The sequence below is a fragment of the Aeromonas salmonicida subsp. salmonicida genome, assembly GCF_001643305.1.
Classification (GTDB): Bacteria; Pseudomonadota; Gammaproteobacteria; order Enterobacterales; family Aeromonadaceae; genus Aeromonas; species Aeromonas salmonicida.
This window is the reverse complement of record NZ_LSGW01000103.1, coordinates 20,546-41,888: the sequence shown is the minus strand read 5'-3', so window position 1 is coordinate 41,888 and position 21,343 is coordinate 20,546. Positions and strand designations below refer to the sequence as shown.

19 protein-coding genes are annotated in these 21,343 nt (G+C 60.0%); 12 read left to right on the top strand and 7 right to left on the bottom strand.

Annotation, left to right across the window (positions count from 1 at the left end; all coding sequences use genetic code 11):
- Positions 1-169 precede the first annotated feature (169 nt).
- Positions 170-1,699 carry a nitric oxide reductase transcriptional regulator NorR gene (gene norR, locus AXW79_RS19795; RefSeq protein ID WP_005320633.1) on the top strand — a complete coding sequence of 510 codons (1,530 nt, stop codon included), beginning with the start codon at positions 170-172 and terminating at the stop codon, positions 1,697-1,699.
- Positions 1,700-1,787: 88 nt separating this feature from the next.
- Here the strand turns inward: norR and AXW79_RS19790 are convergent, their stop codons facing one another.
- Positions 1,788-2,495, bottom strand: a complete 708-nt coding sequence (locus AXW79_RS19790) for a GntR family transcriptional regulator (protein WP_011899241.1) — start codon at positions 2,493-2,495, stop codon at positions 1,788-1,790.
- 284 nt (positions 2,496-2,779) lie between these two features.
- Between AXW79_RS19790 and AXW79_RS19785 the strand changes: the two genes are divergently transcribed.
- Positions 2,780-4,369, top strand: a complete 1,590-nt coding sequence (locus AXW79_RS19785; protein ID WP_005320638.1) for an alpha-glucoside-specific PTS transporter subunit IIBC — start codon at positions 2,780-2,782, stop codon at positions 4,367-4,369.
- Positions 4,366-5,691: a 6-phospho-alpha-glucosidase gene (locus AXW79_RS19780; protein ID WP_196764795.1), complete on the top strand. Its 1,326-nt coding sequence runs from the start codon at positions 4,366-4,368 to the stop codon at positions 5,689-5,691. The genes AXW79_RS19785 and AXW79_RS19780 overlap by 4 nt, the downstream gene beginning before the upstream one ends.
- Before the next feature lie 80 nt (positions 5,692-5,771).
- Here AXW79_RS19780 and AXW79_RS19775 read toward each other — a convergent pair whose 3' ends face one another.
- Entirely contained in the window at positions 5,772-6,776 is a 1,005-nt protein-coding gene (locus AXW79_RS19775) for a substrate-binding domain-containing protein (protein WP_005320642.1), read from the bottom strand.
- Between the two features lie 435 nt (positions 6,777-7,211).
- On the opposite strand from AXW79_RS19775, the gene AXW79_RS19770 reads away from it, so the two are divergent.
- The 6 genes from AXW79_RS19770 to AXW79_RS19745 all read left to right on the top strand — a co-directional run bounded on the left by AXW79_RS19770 (position 7,212) and on the right by AXW79_RS19745 (position 12,913).
- A complete protein-coding gene (locus AXW79_RS19770; protein ID WP_017411787.1) occupies positions 7,212-8,333 on the top strand; it encodes a branched-chain amino acid ABC transporter substrate-binding protein in 1,122 nt (373 codons plus the stop codon).
- A gap of 63 nt (positions 8,334-8,396) precedes the next feature.
- Entirely contained in the window at positions 8,397-9,323 is a 927-nt protein-coding gene (livH, locus tag AXW79_RS19765) for a high-affinity branched-chain amino acid ABC transporter permease LivH (protein WP_005320646.1), read from the top strand.
- Positions 9,320-10,588: a high-affinity branched-chain amino acid ABC transporter permease LivM gene (locus AXW79_RS19760; RefSeq protein ID WP_005320647.1), complete on the top strand. Its 1,269-nt coding sequence runs from the start codon at positions 9,320-9,322 to the stop codon at positions 10,586-10,588. Before livH ends, AXW79_RS19760 begins: the two co-directional genes overlap by 4 nt.
- Positions 10,585-11,343 (top strand): high-affinity branched-chain amino acid ABC transporter ATP-binding protein LivG, encoded by a 759-nt coding sequence (gene livG, locus AXW79_RS19755; protein ID WP_005320649.1) that lies wholly within the window; start codon positions 10,585-10,587, stop codon positions 11,341-11,343. The genes AXW79_RS19760 and livG overlap by 4 nt, the downstream gene beginning before the upstream one ends.
- A 16-nt stretch (positions 11,344-11,359) precedes the next feature.
- A complete protein-coding gene (locus AXW79_RS19750) occupies positions 11,360-12,061 on the top strand; it encodes an ABC transporter ATP-binding protein (protein WP_005320651.1) in 702 nt (233 codons plus the stop codon).
- A gap of 3 nt (positions 12,062-12,064) precedes the next feature.
- Positions 12,065-12,913: an AraC family transcriptional regulator gene (locus AXW79_RS19745; protein ID WP_043151278.1), complete on the top strand. Its 849-nt coding sequence runs from the start codon at positions 12,065-12,067 to the stop codon at positions 12,911-12,913.
- Here the strand turns inward: AXW79_RS19745 and AXW79_RS19740 are convergent.
- On the bottom strand, positions 12,892-13,398 hold the full coding sequence (locus AXW79_RS19740) for a LysE family translocator (RefSeq protein WP_011899244.1): 507 nt from the start codon (positions 13,396-13,398) through the stop codon (positions 12,892-12,894). The two genes, AXW79_RS19745 and AXW79_RS19740, sit on opposite strands and share 22 nt — an antisense overlap.
- A gap of 169 nt (positions 13,399-13,567) precedes the next feature.
- Here AXW79_RS19740 and glpE point away from each other — a divergent pair, with 169 nt between their 5' ends.
- Together glpE and glpG are read left to right on the top strand one after the other, a co-directional pair.
- Positions 13,568-13,891, top strand: coding sequence for a thiosulfate sulfurtransferase GlpE (gene glpE / locus AXW79_RS19735; protein WP_005320656.1), 324 nt, complete (start codon positions 13,568-13,570; stop codon positions 13,889-13,891).
- Positions 13,888-14,721, top strand: a complete 834-nt coding sequence (gene glpG / locus AXW79_RS19730; RefSeq protein ID WP_005320658.1) for a rhomboid family intramembrane serine protease GlpG — start codon at positions 13,888-13,890, stop codon at positions 14,719-14,721. The genes glpE and glpG overlap by 4 nt, the downstream gene beginning before the upstream one ends.
- Before the next feature lie 73 nt (positions 14,722-14,794).
- Here the strand turns inward: glpG and AXW79_RS19725 are convergent, their stop codons facing one another.
- Complete coding sequence (locus tag AXW79_RS19725; protein ID WP_005320660.1) at positions 14,795-17,209, bottom strand: VolA/Pla-1 family phospholipase; 2,415 nt, start codon at positions 17,207-17,209, stop codon at positions 14,795-14,797.
- A 300-nt stretch (positions 17,210-17,509) separates the two neighbouring features.
- On the opposite strand from AXW79_RS19725, the gene ubiK reads away from it, so the two are divergent.
- On the top strand, positions 17,510-17,767 hold the full coding sequence (gene ubiK / locus AXW79_RS19720) for a ubiquinone biosynthesis accessory factor UbiK (RefSeq protein ID WP_005320662.1): 258 nt from the start codon (positions 17,510-17,512) through the stop codon (positions 17,765-17,767).
- A 169-nt stretch (positions 17,768-17,936) separates the two neighbouring features.
- On the opposite strand, the gene fre is transcribed toward ubiK, so the two are convergent.
- The 3 genes from fre to AXW79_RS19705 all read right to left on the bottom strand — a co-directional run bounded on the left by fre (position 17,937) and on the right by AXW79_RS19705 (position 21,289).
- Positions 17,937-18,635 (bottom strand): NAD(P)H-flavin reductase, encoded by a 699-nt coding sequence (gene fre, locus AXW79_RS19715; RefSeq protein ID WP_005320664.1) that lies wholly within the window; start codon positions 18,633-18,635, stop codon positions 17,937-17,939.
- A 143-nt stretch (positions 18,636-18,778) separates the two neighbouring features.
- The gene (gene ubiD, locus AXW79_RS19710; protein WP_005320666.1) at positions 18,779-20,248 is read right to left on the bottom strand and encodes a 4-hydroxy-3-polyprenylbenzoate decarboxylase; all 1,470 of its coding nucleotides are present in this window, start codon (positions 20,246-20,248) and stop codon (positions 18,779-18,781) included.
- Positions 20,249-20,281: 33 nt separating this feature from the next.
- On the bottom strand, positions 20,282-21,289 hold the full coding sequence (locus AXW79_RS19705; protein WP_005320668.1) for a hypothetical protein: 1,008 nt from the start codon (positions 21,287-21,289) through the stop codon (positions 20,282-20,284).
- Positions 21,290-21,343: the final 54 nt, after the last annotated feature.

Genomic DNA, 21,343 nt, shown 5'->3' with positions numbered 1-21,343 from the left:
AGTTGTTCCTCAGAATGCAATAGCGAATGTGCGACTGAACGGACTATTGCAGTTGACGTGCCAACTCATAACTCATTGTTTTTATAGAAAACAGATTTCAGGCATTGTCATTTAGACAACTACCACTCATAGTCAAAAACACAAAGACACTGTCATTTGGACAATTCTCGTGATTTCAACCGACAGCCTGGCGCGCATCGCCCTCGACCTGCAACTCGGCATCTCCCATCAGGACAGGTTCCACCGTCTGATCCAGAGCGTGCGCAGCCTGCTGCACTCGGACGCCTCGGCCCTGCTGCGCTACGAGGGGGGCCAGTTCATACCGCTGGCCATCGACGGCCTGATGCAGGACGTGCTGGGCCGCCGCTTCGCGCTGGCGGACCATCCGCGCATGGAGGCCATCGCCCGTGCCGGTGACGTGGTGCGCTTCCCCGCCGACAGCAACCTGCCCGACCCCTATGACGGCCTGATCCCGGATCACGACGACTTCAGGGTGCACGCCTGTGTCGGCCTGCCACTGTTTTCGGATCAGACGCTCATCGGCGCCCTGACCATAGATGGCATGAACCCGACCCAGTTCGACGGCATCAGCGACGAGGAGCTGCGACTGGTGGGCGCCCTGGCCGCCGCCGCCCTCAGCAACGCCCTGTTGCTGGAACGGCTCGCCCGCCAGAGCAGCGAACCCCTCGCCCCCTCCACCCAGAATGGGCCGGGCCGGGCCGAGATGATTGGCCGCTCCCCGGCCATGGACCGGTTGCGCCACGAGATAAACGTGGTGGCGAGCTCCGAGCTGAACGTGCTGATCCTGGGGGAGACAGGAGTCGGCAAGGAGCTGATCGCCAAGGCGGTGCATCAGGGCTCACCCCGTGCCAGCGCGCCGCTGGTCTATCTCAACTGCGCCGCCCTGCCGGAATCGGTGGCGGAGAGCGAGCTGTTCGGCCACGTGAAGGGGGCTTTCACCGGCGCCATTCACAACCGGGCGGGTAAGTTCGAGCTGGCCGACAAGGGCACCCTGTTTCTGGACGAGATCGGCGAACTCTCCCTGTCGCTGCAGGCCAAGCTGCTGCGGGTGCTGCAATACGGCGATCTGCAGCGCATCGGTGACGACACGCCCCTCAAGGTGAACGTGCGCATCCTGGCCGCCACCAACCGGGATCTGAAACAGGCGGTGGTCGAGGGGCAATTTCGAAGCGATCTCTACCACCGCTTGAGCGTCTTCCCGATCCACGCCCCCGCCCTGCGGGAGCGGCCGGACGACATCCCCCTGCTGGCTGGTTATTTTTGCGAACGCTGCCGGGTCAGCCTGGGGCTGGAGCGGCTGCGCATCGAGCCCAGGGCGCTGCAACTGCTCGGCAGCTATGACTGGCCGGGCAACGTGCGGGAGCTGGAGCACGCCATCCACAGAGCCGCCGTGCTGGCGCGGGCCGAGCAGGGCAGTCAGGCCCCCGCGCTGGAATGCCACCACTTCAACCTGGCGGCCGCCGGCGCCCCCTCATCCAGCCGCATCCCTGTGGAACAGGTAGCGCAGCAGATGACGGCAGGCATGGGGCTGCGCACGGCTACCGATGCCTTCCAGCTCCAGCTGATCGAGCAGACCCTGGCAGCCCAGCATGGCAACTGGGCCGCCACCGCCCGAGCGCTGGAGATGGACGGCGGCAACCTGCACCGGCTCGCCAGACGGCTCGGCCTCAAGCCCTGAGACGCACCCCGCCCATAAACAAAATCCCCCTCTGACGAGGGGGGGGTTCGTGGTGCCTATGCGATGACAGGTGCAACGGCATGGTCCATCAGTCGCGGGCACGGCGCAGGTGGTAGTCCACGTGATAGTCGTTGGCGTTGCGAAACATGATGGAGTAGTTGAGAAACTCCCCGTTCTCGCCATAAGAGAGGGAGGTCAGCCGCAGGATGGGCGCCCCCTGCTCGATATGCAACAGCTCGGCCATCTGCCGGTCGGCCAGCACGGCGCTGAAGCTCTCGTAGTTGCCGGCGATGGGGAGCTGGCACTCGTTCTCGATATAGGCAAACTTGGATCCCTCCAGATGGGCCACCGACAGGGTGCGAAATAGCCGCACCGGCATGTAGCTCTCCTCCACCAGCAGGGCCCGACCATCCACAGAACGCACCCGGCTGGAGTAGTAGACGGGCTCGTTCACCTTGACCCTGAGCTGGCTGGCAATTGCCGGTGGGGCCGGCATGGTGCGAAACTCCAGCACCTTGCTGGTGAGCTCCCGGCCCTGATCGCGCATCAGCTCGGTAAAGCCGCTCAGCCCCTTGGTCTCATGCTGGACATCCTTCTTGGTCACATAGGTGCCGCTGCCGTGGCGCCGCGCCACCAGCCCCCATTCGATCAGCATGTCCACTGCCTTGCGCACCGTCATGCGTGACACGCCGAACTGGCTCGCCAGCATCTTCTCGCTCGGCAATACGTCTCCTACCCGGCAATCCGCGCCATTGACCCGGATACGCAGCCGATCTGCCACCGATTTATAGATCACTGCTAGACCTCTCCCGGCCTGTACCTACGGCCCCCTCATTCAGGGGCTCCAGGCTCAACCAATTGAAAATAAACAATTTTAAATTCAAATAAAACGACAAGAACGTCACAAAAACAAGATGTACAACAATATCTCAAAATTTAGATCTCTTTGTCTAAATAAGAGCATGCGCCGGATCACATAACCACCACATATTTCATGAGGGCTTTACCCATTGTTGTTAGGTTCAATTCAGCAACACAGACAACACCCTATCAAAAACTCTTTTAATAAAGGGACAATATATGCTCAGTCAAATTCAACGCTTTGGCGGAGCAATGTTTACTCCTGTACTACTGTTTCCATTTGCAGGTATGGTAGTGGGCATTGCAATCATGCTGAAAAATCCCATGTTTGTGGGAGAGGCGCTGGCAAACCCGCAAGGTTTGTTTTTTCAAATAGTACATATTATTGAAGAAGGTGGCTGGACCGTATTCAGAAACATGCCGCTTATATTTGCCATCGGCTTGCCGATTGGGCTGGCAAATAAGGCGCAGGCACGAGCCTGTCTCTCCGTATTGGTCAGCTTCATGACCTGGAATTATTTCATCAATGCCATGGGGATGACCTGGGGCGACTATTTCGGGGTCGATTTCAATCAGGCGGTCGGCGGCGAAAGCGGCCTGGCCATGGTAGCGGGGATCAAGACGCTGGATACCAGCATCATAGGGGCCATCGTTATCTCGGGTATCGTCACCGCCCTGCACAACCGCCTGTTTGATCGACAGCTTCCCGTCTTTCTCGGCATCTTTCAGGGCAGCTCGTTTGTCACCATCATCGCCTTCTTCGTCATGATCCCCTGTGCCTGGCTGACCCTGCTGGGGTGGCCCAAGGTACAGATGGGTATCGCCTCCCTGCAGGAGTTCATGCTGATTTCGGGCCCGCTCGGTGTCTGGGTCTACACCTTCCTCGAGCGCATTCTTATCCCGACCGGCCTGCATCACTTTATCTATGGCCCCTTCATCTTCGGCCCTGCCGCGGTGGAAGGCGGCATCCAGCTCTACTGGGCCCAGCATCTGCAGGAGTTCAGCCAGAGCACGCGTCCGCTCATCGAGCTGTTCCCCCAGGGTGGCTTCGCCCTGCACGGCAACTCGAAGATTTTCGGTGCCATGGGGATTGCCCTGGCCATCTACGCCACTGCCGCCCGTGAGAACAAGGCCAAGGTGGCAGGCCTGCTGATCCCAGCGACCCTGACCGCCATGCTGGTGGGCATCACGGAGCCGCTGGAGTTCACCTTCCTCTTCATCTCGCCTCTGCTGTTTGCCATCCATGCCCTGCTGGCTGCCACCATGGCCACCGTCATGTACCTGTTCGGCGTCGTCGGCAACATGGGCGGCGGCCTGCTCGACCAGTTCCTGCCGCAAAACTGGATCCCCATGTTCCACAACCATGCCAGCATGATGTTTACCCAGATAGCCATAGGCCTGGCGTTCACCGGACTCTGGTTCCTGATATTCAGAAGCCTCATTCTGAGATTAAATTTAAAAACCCCGGGACGGGAAGACAGCGAAATAAAGCTTTATTCAAAAGCAGATTATCAGACAGCCAAACAACAGCGGGGTGGTGATATTGCAACTCAAATTATTGAAGCACTCGGCGGCAGCAAAAATATAAGAAGCCTGAATAATTGTGCCACCCGATTAAGAATATCGCTGATAAATGCCAGCCAGGCTGCGGCAGATGAAGTTTTCAAACAACTGGGCGCCCATGGAGTGGTTCGTCATGGCGACAGCATTCAAATAATCATAGGTCTGCATGTGCCACAGGTACGTGAAAATATGGAATCGATAATGAACAACCCCACTCAATCCTCTTCTCTCGTAACGGAGTCATGATCATGAAAAAATTCTCTGTAGTCATCGCCGGCGGCGGCAGCACTTTCACACCGGGTATCGTCCTCATGCTGCTCGAGAACCAGCATCGTTTCCCGCTCAAGGAGATCAAGTTCTACGACAACGACGGTGCCCGCCAGGAAGTCATCGCCGAGGCATGCAGGATCCTGCTCAAGGAGAAGGCACCCGAGATTGCCTTCAGCTACGGTACCGATCCCAAGGCCGCATTCAGCGAAGTGGATTTCGTCATGGCCCACATCCGGGTCGGCAAATACCCCATGCGCGAGCTGGACGAGAAGATCCCCCTGCGTCACGGCGTGGTCGGTCAGGAGACCTGCGGCCCGGGCGGCATCGCCTACGGCATGCGCTCCATAGGTGGCGTGCTGGAGCTGGTCGACTATATGGAGCAGTACTCCCCCAACGCCTGGATGCTGAACTACTCCAACCCGGCCGCCATAGTGGCGGAGGCGACCCGTCGCCTGCGCCCCAACGCCAAGATCCTGAACATTTGTGATATGCCGATCGGGATCGAGGGCCGCATGGCCCAGATCGCCGGCCTTAAATCCCGTAAAGAGATGCGGGTGCGCTACTACGGCCTCAACCACTTCGGCTGGTGGACCCGCATCGAGGATCTGGCAGGCAACGACCTGATGCCCAAGATCAAGGAGCACGTCGCCCGCCACGGCTATGTGCCCGATCACGCCAGCCATGCCGAGGCAAGCTGGAACGATACCTTCGCCAAGGCCAGGGATGTGTGGGCACTCGATCCGGATACCCTGCCCAACACCTACCTCAAGTACTATCTCTTTCCGGACTATGTGGTGGCCCATGCCAACCCGGAACATACCCGCGCCAACGAGGTGATGGAGCACCGTGAGAAACAGGTGTTCAGCGCCTGCCGCGCCATCGTCAAGGCGGGTCACTCAGAAGCGGGCGAGCTGGAGATCGACGAGCACGCCTCTTATATAGTGGATCTGGCCACCGCCATCGCCTTCAACACCCAGGAGCGGATGCTGCTGATAGTCCCCAACCGGGGTGCCATCAACAACTTCGACCCCGAGGCCATGGTCGAAATCCCCTGCCTGGTGGGCAGCAGCGGGCCCGAGCCCTTGCAGGTCGGCGATATCCCCCTGTTCCAGCAAGGCTTGATGGGCCAGCAGGTGGCCGTCGAGAAGCTGGTGGTGGAAGCCTGGGTCGAGCGCTCCTACCAGAAGCTGTGGCAGGCGATCACCTTGTCCAAGACGGTGCCGAGTGCCTCGGTGGCGAAGGCCATCCTGGATGACCTGGTGGCCGCCAACAAGGATTTCTGGCCAGATCTGCAATAAACCGCCCATAAACAAAAACCCCCTCGGTAAAGAGGGGGTTTTTCGTTGTGCCGACTATGCCGTGCAATACGGCATGGCGGTCAGCGCAGGGATTTGACCGAGCGACGCACGATAAGCTCGGGCTCTACCGTCATGGACTCGACTTCCAGCGCCTTGTTGCGGATCCGGCTCACCAGATGCTTCACCGCCAGCAGGCCGAGCTCGGCCTTGGGGTGGCGTATGGTGGTGAGCGGCGGGCTGGAGAAGCGCGCCATTTCCACGTCGTCATAGCCGATCATGGAGATATCATCCGGCACCTTGACCCCGGCTTCCCAGGCAGCGCAGATAGCACCTATGGCCATGGGATCATCGAAGGCAAACACAGCCGTCGGGCGAGGCGTGAGGGCCAGGATGCGCTGCATGGCATCGAAACCGCTCTGGCTCTCGTAATCCCCTTCGAAGATCTGCTCCTCTTTCAGAGTCAAACCCTGCTCGCCCAGGGCATCGCGTACCCCGGCCAGTCGCTGCTGGGTGGTCGGCTTGGAGATTTGGCCCGTGATACAGACGATGTCCGTGTGACCCTGCTCCAGCAGATGGCGCACGGCCAGACGCGCACCTATGCGGGCGTTGTCATTGATCACGTTGGCGAAATCGCACTCGGTTCCCCAATCCAGCACCACTTGTGGCACATTCTTGTGGATGCGCAGCATGTCGCGCAGCGGGGTGTCGATGTCGGTCCCCAGCACCAGCAGGCCATCGACCCGCTTCTCCATCAGCATTCTCAGGTAATGCTGCTGGCGGGGCGGCTGGTTTTCGGTGTTGCACAGGATCAGGCTGTAGCCCTGCTCGAAGCAGTAAGCTTCGACTCCTTGCACCACTTCCGCAAAGAAGGGGTTGGCACTGGTGGTCACCAGCATGCCTATGGTCTTGGTTGAGTTTATCTTGAGGCTGCGCGCTACCGAGTTGGGCGCGTAGTTGAGTTCTGCCACCGCCTCAAGCACTTTTTGGGTTGCATCTTCGCTAACCCGACGGGTGTGATTGAGTACATGTGAGACGGTGGAGATGGATACGCCTGCGCGCGAGGCGACATCCTTGATAGTGGCCATCTCTGTCTCCTGAATATCAAAGGCGGAACATTAGCAGATTTCCCGAATAAAGGCTTGGTTTTAACGGGCACTGCCAATGATTTGTCAATGCTGGCTAATCTAGGCGGTCACCTCCATTTGCGCAAACGGATTTTGGTCAAATTGGGAGCAGCGTCAGAGTAAAATATCGTCAGTTTTTTCCTCTACTATTTGCCACCAGTACACCTTGTTGTGAAGATGTTAACTTGATAAATCAGCATCAACACCCACACGAACTAACAATATCAGTTATTTGTTTCAAAAAAGTCCTATTCCCCCCTCTCTGGTTAGTATCTTTAACAGCTTGTTATTGCCCAGCGAGGAATGATAGAACCATACCTATTGCCGGACTGGCGGGATCCTGGTTCGGAATGACACACGGAAAATGAAACAATCCACTGATTAAGGGACGAATCGATGAATAAGTTGAGCAAAATTGCAGTCAGGACAGCGGTTTCTATGGCTCTGTTCGGATCGGTATCGCTGGCCCATGCGGCGGACACCATCAAGATCGGCATCGCCGGCCCTGTGACCGGACCGGTCGCCCAGTACGGTGACATGCAGTTCACCGGTGGCAAGATGGCGGTCGAACAGATCAACAAGGCTGGCGGTATCGCAGGCAAGCAGATCGAAGCCGTCATCTATGACGATGCCTGCGATCCCAAGCAGGCTGTGGCGATCGCCAACAAGGTGATCAACGACGGGGTCAAGTTCGTGGTCGGCCACCTCTGCTCCGACAATACGCTGCCAGCCTCCGACATCTATGAAGATGAAGGCGTGCTGATGATCACCCCTGCTTCCACCAACCCCAAGATCACCGAACGTGGCTACCAGCTGACCCTGCGCACCATTGGTCTGGACAGCGATCAGGGCCCGACTGCCGCCAAGTACATCATCGAGCAGGTCAAGCCCCAGCGCGTGGCCGTCATCCACGACAAGAAGCAGTACGGTGAAGGCATCGCCTCCAGCGTGAAAGCCTCGCTGGATAAAGCCGGCGTGAAAGTGGTGGCGTTCGAAGGCATCACAGCCGGTGACAAAGACTTCTCCGCCCTGATCGCCAAACTGCAGAAAGAGAACGTCGACTTCATCTACTACGGCGGCTATCACCCCGAGCTGGGTCTGATCCTGCGCCAGGCGGCCGAGAAAGGGCTCAAGGCCAAGTTCATGGGTCCGGAAGGGGTAGGTAACAAGGACATCTCCGCCATCGGTGGCCCGGCTTCAGAAGGCCTGCTGGTCACCCTGCCGAACAAATACGATCTGGTGCCGGCCAACGCCCCGCTGGTCGCAGCGTTCAAGGCCAAGGGCCAGGACTCTTCCGGTCCCTTCGTCTGGACCACCTACGCCGCGGTGCAAACCCTGGCGGCCGGTATCGCCAAGGCGGGTGAAGATGACCCGGCTGCCGTCGCTGCCGCCATCAAGGCCACGCCGATCGAGACCGTCATGGGTACCCTGAGCTGGGCACCGAGTGGCGACCTGAAAGGCTTTGAATTCGGTGTGTTCCAGTGGCACGCCGACGGTACCTCCACTCAAGTCAAATAATCTGCCGGTCGGGGTGACGTGAGTCACCCCTCCCTTCTTGCGGGCAAGCACAGGGAACGTAGTATGTCCGAACACCTCCTTTACCTGGTTCAGCAACTGCTGAACGGGTTAACCATAGGTAGCACCTATGCGTTGATCGCCATCGGCTACACCATGGTCTATGGCATCATCGGCATGATCAACTTCGCCCACGGCGAGGTTTACATGATCGGCTCCTATGTCGCCTTTATGGTGATGGCCGGGCTCATGATGATGGGCATCGACAGCACCTTCCTGCTGCTGGGAGGCGCCTTCCTGGTCAGCATCATCATTACGGGAACCTATGGCTGGACCATAGAGCGGGTCGCCTATCGCCCGCTGCGGGGCGGCAATCGCCTCATCCCCCTCATCTCCGCCATCGGCATGTCGATCTTCTTGCAAAACATGATGCGAATGGCTCAGGGCTCGCGCGATATCGCCATGCCCACCCTGATCTCCGGGGGCTGGACCCTGGGTGGAGAAGACGGCTTTCAGGCCAGCCTCTCCTACATGCAGCTCATCATCTTCGTGGTGACCTTCATCACCATGCTGGCACTCACCCAGTTCATCGGCCGATCCCGCATGGGACGGGCCTGCCGGGCCTGCTCGGAAGATATCAAGATGGCCAACCTGCTGGGGATTGATACCCATGTGGTCATCTCCATCACCTTCGTGCTGGGGGCTACCCTGGCCGCCGTCGCCGGCGTGCTGCTCGGCATGTACTACGGCGTCATCAATCCCTATCTCGGCTTTATGGCCGGGCTGAAAGCCTTCACCGCGGCCGTCTTGGGCGGCATCGGCAGCATACCCGGCGCCGTGCTCGGCGGCCTGCTGCTGGGGGTAGTGGAAGCCCTCACCGCGGGCTATCTCAGCACCGAATACAAGGATGTGATGGCCTTCGTCCTGCTGATCGGTGTCTTGCTGTTCATGCCCACCGGCATTCTGGGTCGTCCGGAGGTCGAAAAAGTATGAAACATCAATTTATTCATGCCTGCATCGCCAGTCTGGTGCTGATGGTGCTCTCCTTCTGGTTGCTTGGTTTTCGGCTCGAGACGGAAGGCAGCCAGTTGCTGGTCGTGAGCCGCCTCGATATATCGCTGGCCTGGCTGGTGGGTGGCGCGGCACTGGTGTTCTGGTTCCAGCTGTTACGTGGCCAGATCGGCAGATTGTTTCAGGCCTCCATCAGCGGCTTCTCCACCGGTTTCACCAAGCTGGTGCTGCCAAGCCCGGAAGAGGCGCCACGGCTCTACAATGTCACCGCCATTCTGGTGCTGCTGTTTGCGGTGAGCTGGCCCTTCATGGCCTCTCGCGGTGCCATCGATCTGGCAACCCTGGCGCTGATTTACATCATGCTGGGGCTGGGCCTCAACGTGGTGGTCGGTCTGGCTGGCCTGCTGGATCTGGGCTATGTGGGCTTTTACGCAGTCGGCGCTTACAGCTATGCCTTGCTCAACACCTATTTCGGCCTGAGCTTCTGGGAGTGCCTGCCCATAGCGGGACTGATGGCCGCCACCTTCGGCTTTTTGCTCGGCTTTCCGGTATTGCGGCTACGGGGGGACTATCTGGCCATCGTCACCCTGGGGTTTGGCGAGATCATCCGCATCCTGCTCAACAACATGACCAGCCTCACCGGCGGCCCGAACGGCATCTCCGGCATTCCCAAGCCGACCCTGGCTGGACTGGAATTCAACCGTACCGTCAAAGATGGGGGCTTTGGTACCTTCCACGACTTCTTTGGCATCGCCTACAACGCCAACCACAAGGTGATCTTCCTCTATCTGATGGCACTGGTGCTGGTTGTCGCCACCCTGTTCGTCATCAATCGCCTGCTGCGCATGCCGCTGGGTCGAGCCTGGGAAGCGCTGCGGGAAGACGAAATCGCCTGCAAGTCCCTGGGGCTGAACCCCACCATCATCAAGCTGACCGCCTTCACCATAGGTGCCACCTTTGCGGGGTTCGCCGGCAGTTTCTTCGCCTCCCGTCAGGGGTTTATCAGCCCTGAATCCTTCGTCTTCATCGAGTCGGCCATAGTGCTCGCCATCGTCGTGCTGGGCGGCATGGGCTCCCAGATAGGGGTGGTGCTGGCGGCCATCGTCATGACTGTGCTGCCGGAGCTTGCCCGTGAATTCAACGAGTACCGCATGCTGATGTTCGGCCTCTTGATGGTGTTCATGATGATCTGGCGGCCACAAGGACTGCTGCCGATGACCAGACCTCACCTGGAGCTACAAAAATGAGCGCGAATCAGAAGAAGTTATTGGAAGTCTCTGATCTGTCGATGCGCTTTGGTGGACTGCTCGCAGTCAACGGCGTCAAGCTGGATGTCGACAAAGGGGAGGTTATCTCCATCATAGGACCGAACGGCGCGGGCAAGACCACCGGCTTCTACCGCCCGAGCGGCGGCACCATCCGCTACAAGGGCGAGGAGATCCAGGGGCTGCCCGGTCACCTCATAGCGCGCAAGGGAATTGTGCGCACCTTCCAGCATGTACGGCTGTTCAAGGAGATGACAGCGGTGGAGAACCTGCTGGTCGCCCAGCACAGGCACCTCAACACCGGCTTTATCGCCGGTCTGTTCAAGACAGCGGCCTTTCGCCGTGCCGAGCAGGAGGGGCTGGAACAGGCCGCCTTCTGGCTGGAGAAGGTAGGGCTCAAGGATCTCGCCAATCGGGCCGCCGGCAACCTGGCTTATGGTCAGCAACGCCGCCTCGAGATAGCCCGCTGCATGGCGACCCGGCCCGACCTGCTGATGCTGGACGAACCGGCCGCCGGCCTCAACCCGAACGAAACCGATGAGCTGAACGATCTCATCATCAGCTTGCGGGACGAGTTCGGCGTCTCCGTGCTGCTGATTGAGCACGACATGAAGCTGGTGATGGGCATCTCCAACCGCATCTTCGTGGTCAATCAGGGGACGCCGCTGGCCCACGGCAAGCCGGATGAGATCCGCAACAATCCGGCTGTGATCAAGGCCTATCTGGGCGAATCGTAGGACCCAAGGAGTCACGATGTTAGAACTTCGCAACGTATCGACCCACTACGGCAAAATTCAGGCGCTGCACGACGTCAGCGTCGAGGTAAAAGAGGGGGAAATCGTCACCCTGATCGGCGCCAACGGTGCCGGCAAGACCACCTTGTTGATGACGCTGTGCGGCGAGCCCAAACCCAGCAGCGGCAGCATCTGGTTCGAGGGGGAGCAGATAAGCTCCCTCAGCACGGCCCGCATCATGCGCAAGGACATAGCCGTGGTGCCGGAGGGGCGCCGCATCTTCGCCCGCCTGACGGTGGAGGAGAACCTGCTGATGGGCGCCTTCTTCGTCGACAAGGAAGAGCAGCACGGCCTGCTGGATCAGGTGTTCACCCTGTTCCCCCGCCTGCACGAGCGACTGCAGCAACGGGCCGGCACCATGTCCGGCGGCGAGCAGCAGATGCTGGCCATAGGCCGCGCCCTCATGAGCAAGCCGCGCCTGCTGCTGCTGGACGAACCCTCGCTGGGGCTGGCCCCCATCGTCATCCAGCAGATCTTCGACACCATAGAGCAGCTGCGCCAGAAAGGGATGACCATCTTTCTGGTGGAGCAAAACGCCAACCAGGCGCTCAAGCTGGCCGACCGGGGCTATGTGCTGGAAAACGGCCACGTGGTGCTGCAAGACTCGGGGGCTGCTCTGCTGGCCAACCCGGCCGTTCGGCAGGCCTACCTGGGTGGTTAACCCATGAGCAGGGCCAGGGCAGAGGCGGATCACCGCAGCTTCTGGCGTGACCCTGCCCTGCCGTTCATAGAGGCGCGAGCGGTGCAGGATGGCCGCCGCGTCTGCTATGAAAAACACAGCCACGCCCATTTCTCCATTGGCGCCATCACTGGTGGTCACAGTCACTATCTCAACCAGCAGACAAAACAGGAGGTCAACGCAGGCACCCTGGTACTGATGAACCCGGAAGAGGTACATGCCTGCAACCCCATCGCCGATCATCCCTGGTCTTATCTGATGTTCTACCTCGATACCGACTGGCTGCGCGGCCAGCAGGAGGAGGCCGGGCTGGGGGCCCATTTTCGTCCCTTCGACATGACGGCCAGCCGGGATCCCGTGCTGTATGCAGGTTTGCTACGCCTCTATCGTACTTTGCAAGATGACCAGCAAGATCGCCTCGCCAAGGAGGTCGTCTGTCACCAGTTCAGCCACCAGCTGCTGGCAAGGCTCACGCCCGCCAGATGGAGCGAGCCACCGCCCCTGCATCTGAAGCGCGCCGCCGAGCTGATAAAGGACGAGTATGCGACGCCCCTCACCTTGCAGCACCTGAGCACAGTCGCCGGGCTGACCCCATCCCATTTGGTGCGAGTATTCAGCCGCCATTACGGCATGACCCCGCACGCTTACCTGCTCAACCAGCGGATACGCCAGGCCCGAGCCCTGCTCGCTCAGGGACGGCCCCTGGTCGAGGTGGCATTGGCGACGGGCTTCTCCGATCAGGCCCACTTCCAGCGCCAGTTCAAGCGGCTGGTCGCCGCGACCCCGGGTCAATACCAGTCGCAGTGCCTTCCTCAAGGTTCCAGAACAAGGTAACCGGCACTGAGCAACAGCAACATGGCCATCGCCCGGTTGAACCAGCGCAAGCGGTGAGGCGAGAGCAAAACTGCCTGCAGACAGCTGCCGACATAGGCCCCCATCCCCATGCTGGCCGCCAGCCAGGCCTTGGGATTGAGCCACTGCATCAGGGCGCCGTATAAAAAAGCGGGTGGCGTGCCACCTTCACTCTCTATCTCTCCGCTGTCCATCATCAGCAGCCAGGCCATGTAGCACAGGAAGAGGATGCCTCCCCAGCGGATGCCACCGAGCGCCACTGGCCAGTGCGACAGGACAGCGCCAAGACCCAGTCCCATCAGCAGCAACAACAGGATGAAACCCAGGGTGGCCCCCACCACATGGCGCAGGCTGGCGCGAAAACCATATTGCGCCCCCGCACTGAGGGCGACCAGATTGACCGGGCCGGGAGAGATGGACATGGCCAGGGCAAACCCGGCCATGGATAACAACAGACTCATTTCCATGGATAATGCTCGTTGAAGATATCGAGATCTCACCCTACCCATGAGCCTGGTTCTGATATTGAAGAAAATTGCGATCTTCCCGGCGGGACGACCGGACACATTGCGGGCTTAGCACCAGCGCAGGCTTGCGGTAAACTGGCCTCCAGTTACCTATTCGCAGGACATGCAAATGGACCAGTTTGCCCATATCAGTGCCCATGATGCCCACCAGAAGCTCGCTGCCGGTGAAGCCCGCCTCGTGGATATTCGCGATCCCCAATCCTTCGAGACAGCCCATGCGGTCGGTGCCTTCCACCTCACCAACGGCACCCTGGTGCGCTTCATGGACGAGGTGGACTTCGACACCCCTGTCATCGTGATCTGCTATCACGGCAACAGCAGCCAGAGCGCTGCCCAGTACCTGCTGCAGCAGGGGTATGACGAAGTCTACAGCCTGGATGGCGGCTTCGAGGCGTGGCGCCAGGAGTTTCCCATCGAGGCAGGCGACGCATGATCCAGCTGCTGGTGCTCGACAACGCCCGCATGGCGCAAGCCCTGGTGGACTATCTCGCCACCCTCGGCATCTCGTGCGAGCTGACCCAGTCAGAGCTCGGCGTCTCGGTCTGGCTGGCGGATGAACAACGCCTCGCCCAGGCCCAGCTGGAGGTAAAGCGATTCCTGGCCGATCCGTCCCATCCCCGCTACATGGAGGCCTCCTGGCAGTCAGGTCAGGCGGATGCCCGCATCGATTACAGCAAGGGGATGACGGATCCCGTCACCGATTTCCTCCATCAGGCGGGCCCCCTGACCCTGGTGGTGATCATCGCCTGTCTGGCCATCTATGCCCTGGATGCCATCGGCCTGCCCATCTTCGACGAGCTGGCGTTCTACCCGACCCTGGCCCAGTTCACCGACTGGCAGGCGTGGCGTTACTTCACCCCGGCCTTTATCCACTTCTCGATACTGCACCTGGTGTTCAACCTGCTCTGGTGGTGGTATCTGGGGGGCCAGATAGAGCAACGCCTCGGCGGCGGCAAGCTGCTGGTCCTGTTGCTAGTGGGGGCGGCCCTGCCCAATATCGCCGAGTTCTTCGTCAGCGGACCGCTGTTTGGCGGCCTCTCCGGTGTTGTCTATGCTCTGCTGGGCTACTGCTGGCTGCGCAACAAACTGCAGCCGGCCTGCGGTCTCACCCTGCCACCGGCCCTGATGGGTTTCATGCTGTTCTGGCTGGTGCTCGGCTTCTTCGACATGCTTGGCACCAGCACCGCCAACATGGCCCATCTGGTGGGCCTGCTGGTAGGTCTGATCCAAGGCTGGCTGGACAGACACCACCAGCCTGCCTGACGGCCGGGCCCCGCCCCGCTCGCAGAAACGAGAACGCCGCCCCGAGGGGCGGCGTTTTTTATGGTCTGCAGCGTTATTGCTTGAGCAGAGAACTGTCGGTGACCTGCACCGCAGTACCGCCACTCATAAAGAAGCTGCCGAACTGGGTCTGCATCTCGGTAGTGACATCGCCGGTCGGATCGAAGTTCTCGTCCGGTGCCAGCAAGGAGCTGTGACCGCCAGCCACGAAACGAGCAGCATGGTGGTTGGCTGCGCCGGTGGCGGTCAGCGGTTGCAGGGCCAGCAGCTTAAACAGCGGCTCTGTGCCCCCCAGCGGAGCGGACGCTATGCTGTTCGGGATCACCTGATCCGACAGACTCAGGGCACCGTCACCCACTATCTCGGTGGCAAACAGCGGGAAGTCCGCTTTGATGCCGCTGGCGAGGTTGATCGGATCCGCCGAATCCAGTACCGACTGGGCCGCAAAGCTGTAGCTCTGCAGCGTGCTGGCTGCGGCCGCCTGAGTGGTTGCACCCAGGCTAGGCAGGAACTCGTTGACGAAGCAGGTTGGCACTGCCGTCTGGCAGTTGGGCGCATAGGCGGTGAAGGCCGCCTTCAGCTCGGCACTGCCACCGGTCAGCACGCCCATCTTGATGGTCGGGCCGAAGGTCGGCGAGTTCAGCAACAGCGGTGCTATGCCGCCACCCGGCATGGCCAGACCACCGGTATCGAACTTGAACAGGGCATCCGCCGTCGGGTTGCCGATCGGCTGGTTGGCAACCGCCAGCAGGTTGGCCCCTGCGATGGCGCCCAGGGAGTGACCCAGGAAATGTACCTTGAGGTTGCCGGCACTGCCGATGGCGTTCTGGCTATTGGCCAGACCCACCGCCATGCGCAGACCCAGCAGATCCGCCACGCTCTGTTTCAGGTTGTCCCGCGCCACTGTCAGGTAGCTCAGGTTCAGATACGGCGTCGGATTGTCGGAGGTGGTCACTGTAGCCATGCTGCCACTCAGGGCGAAGCCACGCTCACCATGCAACGGATGATCGATCACTACCACTGCGACATTTTTGCTGGCTGTGATGCCAGCGCCAATCTGCCCCAGTGCCAGCGCATAGGCGTTCTCTTTCACCGAGGTGACGCCGTGCTGATAGATGATCACGTCCGTGATGGTGTTCAGTGCATCCTTGGCGAAGATGCGCATCGGCACGGATTGCACCTCTTCCAGTGCCGGCAACGGATTGAAGCGACCAATGTTCTGCTCGGCATCCAGCGGCTTGCCGCCGGAGGTGAGGGTCACCCCGACCAGCTTGCTCGCCTCGGCCAGCAACTCGCTCTGACGAGTCGGATCGGCCATCAACTCTGCCAGCAGGGCTGGATCCACACCCGCGCCCACCAGACCGGCGATCACTTCGCTGTCAGATGCCTTCAGCGCATTGGCGATGGCGTACAGGCTGGGGATGGCACCGTGCCAGGACTGGGTCTTGGCCTTGCTCCAGGAACCTGCGGTCGCCGGTGAGGAGAGGAAATAGGGCAGTTTGACCGTACCGGTGTAGACCTTCGTCATGCCGGCGATGCCGGTCAGAGTCGGGCTGGCGTCGACGGCGGCGGCAATGGCATCCTTCTGCTCCTGCGGCAGGAACTGCTCATTGTCCAGCTGGGTCAGGAAGTCATCGTTGCCGGTCACGGCCAGGGTATAGGTGCCGGGCAGGCTGGTATTGCCCAACGCATCCTGCTTCCATACCTTGGCGGCATCCAGCCCCTGCAACACGACAGATGCAGCGGCGCCTTTCACGGCCACCAGCACATCGGCGCCGGACTGGGTACCGAACCAGTCGGAGAAGATCACGTGATCCGTGGCGATACCCGTTGCCGCCTTGAACAACCCTTCCTGCAGCGCGATCAGACCATTGATGGTCTGCTCCTGCGCATTGCTGCCCGCGTTGTTCTTGTAGTTGCTGTAGTCGCTACCTGCCCGTACCGGACTGCCGGTACTGTCTTTCAGCGAATCGGTGGCCACTATCATGTAGTAGGAAGAGGGATTGAGCGGCTTGAGCGGCACCAGATTCAACTTGCCAGCCGATGCGGCCACCACGAAGTCCACCCCGTAGGTCAGCACCTTCTTCACGCCATTCGGGCGCAGCGCAGCGCTGTCGAAGGCAAGCTCCAGCAGGTAGAGCGGCGCCACTGAGGCACTGAACTCGGCCGCAGTCGGTGCCTGAACCTGAATGCCGGACGAGGTGACGGGCACAATCTGGATAGCCTGGGTCGTGGACCAGCCATCCAGCGTTGACATGGCAGAGACCGGATTGGAGAGATCTGCCGTCTCGGTAGAGAACTTCAGGGTGCCATCGCTGGCCCGTGCCGCCAGGGCACTGGGGCGCACCGCATTGGAACCGGTCAACAGATAGTCGAGATAGCTTGAGGTATCGCCTTTGTTATCGTCACTGCCACCACAGCCAGCCAACAGGGCACTGACAACTGCGGCGTAAATTAGCTTCTTTTTCATATCCTTATCTCTTTTTAGTTGTTATCCATGATGTGCTGACGGGGGAGGGTGAAAACCCGACCGAACCATCTTAACAGCAACGCAACAATTGTTAAGCGTCTGGTCGGTCATCTGATCTGCTTTTTTTGTGTACAACATCAAGGAATTGGAATAGAAACGGGACTCGATAGGTTAACAGCTTCATTCCGGATACCAGACCCGACCAGCACGCCCTGTGCTCCTGATGGCAAAAAGCCACCCCGATCTCGGCAAAGGGGATGAATTGTCGGTAGAATGGCGCCATTGCTTAAGGAGAATCACATGATCGACCCGAAGAAACTGGAAGAGATCGCCAAACAGGTGCACAACTCCCTGCCGCCCGGCATTCGCAGCATGGGTGAAGAGGTTGAAAAGAAGATCCGTCAGGTGTTGCAGTCTCAGCTCAACAAGCTGGATCTGGTCAGTCGCGAAGAGTTTGACGTGCAGACCAAGGTGTTGCTGCGCACCCGTGAGAAGCTGACGGCCCTCGAGGCCAAGCTGGCACAGCTGGAACAGCAGTTTGGCGCCAAGGGCGAATAACCCGGCCGTCGCCGCTGGCCCGCACAGCACATAAAGCAAACCCCAGCCTGGCTGGGGTTTGTTGTTTCTGGCTCGCCGAGGAGAAGCCGGCAGGGTCGATTAGCTAAGCGTAATCGGCCGACATGTACGACTGCCGCCGGTTTGATACCTACCGATTCCCATTCTGAACTCAGATGAACTCGTAGGCGTCGCCGAAGATGCGCTCAGGCTCGGCACCGAGGATCTTGAACTCCTCCCGCGCAGCGCCCGCCATCTCGAAACGGCCAGCTACATAGATGTCGTAGTCATGCAGACTGACGAAATCATCCATGATGGCCTTGTGTACCAGCCCGCTCTTGCCGGTCCAGCCGCTTTCCGACTCCTGCACCACAGGGATGAAGGTCAGCGGCGCATAATCGCTCGCCCACTGCTGCATCTGCTCCAGTTCGTAGAGCCAGTGGGCCTGACGCACACCCCAGTAGAAGAATACAGGACGCTTGCTGCCGGTATCGATCAGATACTCCAGGATGGAGCGGGCATAGGAGAAGCCGGTGCCACCCGCCATCAGGATCAGTGGACGCGGCGACTCTTCCCGCAGGAAGGCTTTGCCTGCCGCCAGTTCAACCTCTATTTCCCCCTGTTCGCGCATACGGGCCAGCACCTGGCCTGCGTAGGCATTCTCCGGGGTTGCACCGATCTGCAGCTCCAGCACACCGGGGCGAGTCGGTGAGTTGGCGATGGAGAAGGGACGCTTGTCCGAATCACTCATCACCACCAGCAGATACTGACCGGGTTTGAAGCTGATCTCTTGCAGCGGCGTCAGGGCCACGTGCCAGATGGTGTCGACATATTCGCGCAGTTCCTCTACGCGGCACTTGATACGTTGCATTCTTATCCTTGTGACGGGCTCGCTCGGCCCGCTTTCGCTCATTGATTCACTGTGGACTGACGACCAGTGCATCTGGTCAGGTTCCCCGAGCATACCCAATTCCGCCCGGAGATCCTCAACCTTTTGCACCATGGCAGCCGTGTTTAGCCGAGAATATTCAGCTCGGCCCAGATGGAATCCACCTTCTGCTTCACCGCTTCGTCCTGGACTATGGGCTGACCCCATTCACGGTTGGTCTCCCCCGGCCACTTGTTGGTGGCATCCAGCCCCATTTTGGAACCCAGACCCGACACAGGCGAGGCAAAGTCGAGATAGTCGATGGGAGTGTGTTCGATCAGTGTGGTGTCACGGGCAGGATCCATCCGGGTGGTGATGGCCCAGATCACGTCCTTCCAGTCACGGGCGTTGATGTCGTCGTCACAGACGATAACGAACTTGGTGTACATGAACTGGCGCAGGAAGGACCAGACACCCAGCATCACCCGCTTGGCATGGCCGGGATAACGCTTCTTGATGGTGACCACCGCCATCCGGTAGGAGCAGCCTTCCGGCGGCAGGTAGAAGTCCACGATTTCGGGGAACTGCTTCTGCAGCAGCGGCACGAACACCTCGTTCAATGCCACCCCCAGCACGGCAGGCTCGTCGGGTGGACGGCCTGTGTAGGTGCTGTGATAGATGGCATCGCGGCGCATTGTCATGTGAGTGATGGTAAAGACCGGGAACTCATCCACCTCGTTGTAGTAACCGGTGTGATCCCCATAGGGTCCTTCCGGCGCCAACTCCCCCGGCTCCAGATAACCTTCCAGCACGATTTCGGCACTGGCGGGTACTTCCAGATCGCAACTGAGGGCCTTTACCACCTCGGTACGGCTGCCACGCAGCAGACCGGCAAACGCATACTCCGAGAGGGAGTCGGGCACAGGGGTCACAGCACCGAGTATGGTCGCAGGATCGGCGCCAAGCGCCACCACCACGGGGAAACGCTCCCCCGGGTGTGCCTCCTGCCACTCGCGAAAATCGATGGCGCCACCGCGATGATCGAGCCAGCGCATGATCAGCTTGTTCTTGCCGATCTTCTGCTGGCGGTAGATACCGAGGTTCTGGCGCTTCTTGTAAGGGCCACGAGTAATGGTGAGACCCCAGGTGACCAAGGGCGCCACATCACCGGGCCAGCAGTGCTGGATCGGGATCTGGTCCAGATCGACCGCCTCCCCTTCCAGCACCAGTTGCTGGCAAGGGGCGGAGGAGAGCCGCTTGGTCGGCATGTTGAGCACCTGCTTGAAAATGGGCAGCTTCTCCATCAGCTCCTTGAGCCCACGGGGCGGCTCGGGCTCCTTCAGGTAGGAGAGCCAGGTGCCCACCTGGCGCAGGGCGCCGACGTTGGGCTGACCCATTCCCATGGCGACCCGATCCGGGGTGCCGAACAGGTTGGTCAGCACCGGCATGGAGTAGCCTTTGGGATTCTCGAACAGCAGGGCCGGGCCACCCGCACGCAGGGTGCGATCGCTGATTTCGGTCATCTCCAGATAGGGATCTATCTCGCGAGTGATGCGCTTTAGTTGTCCGTTTTGTTCCAGCTGCGCGATGAAATCACGCAAATCCTTGTATTTCATGCAGGTACCCTACCGGGTTCAGGAGGTGCCGCATTATAACCCTGGCTGGGCAGCGGGTGTACCCGTATCAGGCAGCATCACTGAACTCGAATGGCGCTTTTCCTGTCGTGTGAGCCGATCGGCGAACTGGGCAAGCAACCTGGGTTCATCCATCTGCAGCAAGAGGCTGGCGACCTGACCGCTGTAATGGCGATTGCCAAGCTCGGCCAGCAGGAATTGCTGCGCCGCCTCGGGCAAGGGGGAGAGCTGGCTGAGCTGGTGCAAGGCTGGCTGCTTCAGGCGACTGTTGCGGCTGGCGGCGATCAGCAGGCTGCTCGCATCCTGACCCTGGTGAAAACGAGCCACGCTTTTCAGGGCGGCCACGCTGTCGTGATCCACAGGTTGACGCCACAGCTTTAGATAGAGAGCGCTATCGCCGGTGCGTTCTACCAGTTGTCGCAGCAGCTGGTTATCGGGCAGGAAAATGTTCATGGCGGCCAGTCGATGGGCTTCACGCTGCAAAACAGAGGCAGGCTGCTGATCGAGCACCGCCAGCAGCACCTCTTGCTGCAAGGCAAGTTCAGGGTTGCGGCTGTTGTATATCTGCTTGAACTGGAAGCTGTCCTGCGCCAGCAACTGGCGATAATTGCCCTGCCAGGCCTGCTGTTGCCAGCGGTTCAGCACCAGCCGCGCCGCAGCGGCAAAATCGTAGGCGGGCAGCTGGACCAGAAAGCCATCCACCTCTTTTTCTACCAGCCATCGGGGTGCCTTGACCGCCTGGGCGCGCACCCAGGCAAGCTGCTCCGGGGTACTGGCCCCGGAAGTCTTGTCGAGGGTGGCCAGCAGCTGGCACAGCAGATATTCCCGCTGGCCCACGGCCAGGGAGTCCAGCAGCGTATCGATGGCGGCAAACTGCCCCTGCTGCAATCGGCCAGCCAGAAAATCGAGATGGCCCTGCAATCCTTCATCGGCCACCAGCGCAGCCCTGGGTGGGGAAGGAGGCGAGGCATGTGCCGGCAAGGCCATCAAGCAGCCCAGCCATATCCAGAATACAAGCTTCATGACGTCCCTATCCTTGTGACATCGAGGTTTCATACTACTCAGGCGACCGGAAAA

Coding starts and splice junctions, on each gene's coding strand:
- AXW79_RS19785 (WP_005320638.1), top strand. CDS start 2,780: ATGCTCAGTCAAATTCAACGCTTTGGCGGAGCAATGTTTACTCCTGTA.
- AXW79_RS19780 (WP_196764795.1), top strand. CDS start 4,366: ATGATCATGAAAAAATTCTCTGTAGTCATCGCCGGCGGCGGCAGCACT.
- AXW79_RS19775 (WP_005320642.1), bottom strand. CDS start 6,776: ATGGCCACTATCAAGGATGTCGCCTCGCGCGCAGGCGTATCCATCTCC.
- AXW79_RS19770 (WP_017411787.1), top strand. CDS start 7,212: ATGAATAAGTTGAGCAAAATTGCAGTCAGGACAGCGGTTTCTATGGCT.
- livH (WP_005320646.1), top strand. CDS start 8,397: ATGTCCGAACACCTCCTTTACCTGGTTCAGCAACTGCTGAACGGGTTA.
- AXW79_RS19760 (WP_005320647.1), top strand. CDS start 9,320: ATGAAACATCAATTTATTCATGCCTGCATCGCCAGTCTGGTGCTGATG.
- livG (WP_005320649.1), top strand. CDS start 10,585: ATGAGCGCGAATCAGAAGAAGTTATTGGAAGTCTCTGATCTGTCGATG.
- AXW79_RS19750 (WP_005320651.1), top strand. CDS start 11,360: ATGTTAGAACTTCGCAACGTATCGACCCACTACGGCAAAATTCAGGCG.
- AXW79_RS19745 (WP_043151278.1), top strand. CDS start 12,065: ATGAGCAGGGCCAGGGCAGAGGCGGATCACCGCAGCTTCTGGCGTGAC.
- AXW79_RS19740 (WP_011899244.1), bottom strand. CDS start 13,398: ATGGAAATGAGTCTGTTGTTATCCATGGCCGGGTTTGCCCTGGCCATG.
- glpE (WP_005320656.1), top strand. CDS start 13,568: ATGGACCAGTTTGCCCATATCAGTGCCCATGATGCCCACCAGAAGCTC.
- glpG (WP_005320658.1), top strand. CDS start 13,888: ATGATCCAGCTGCTGGTGCTCGACAACGCCCGCATGGCGCAAGCCCTG.
- AXW79_RS19725 (WP_005320660.1), bottom strand. CDS start 17,209: ATGAAAAAGAAGCTAATTTACGCCGCAGTTGTCAGTGCCCTGTTGGCT.
- ubiK (WP_005320662.1), top strand. CDS start 17,510: ATGATCGACCCGAAGAAACTGGAAGAGATCGCCAAACAGGTGCACAAC.
- fre (WP_005320664.1), bottom strand. CDS start 18,635: ATGCAACGTATCAAGTGCCGCGTAGAGGAACTGCGCGAATATGTCGAC.
- ubiD (WP_005320666.1), bottom strand. CDS start 20,248: ATGAAATACAAGGATTTGCGTGATTTCATCGCGCAGCTGGAACAAAAC.
- AXW79_RS19705 (WP_005320668.1), bottom strand. CDS start 21,289: ATGAAGCTTGTATTCTGGATATGGCTGGGCTGCTTGATGGCCTTGCCG.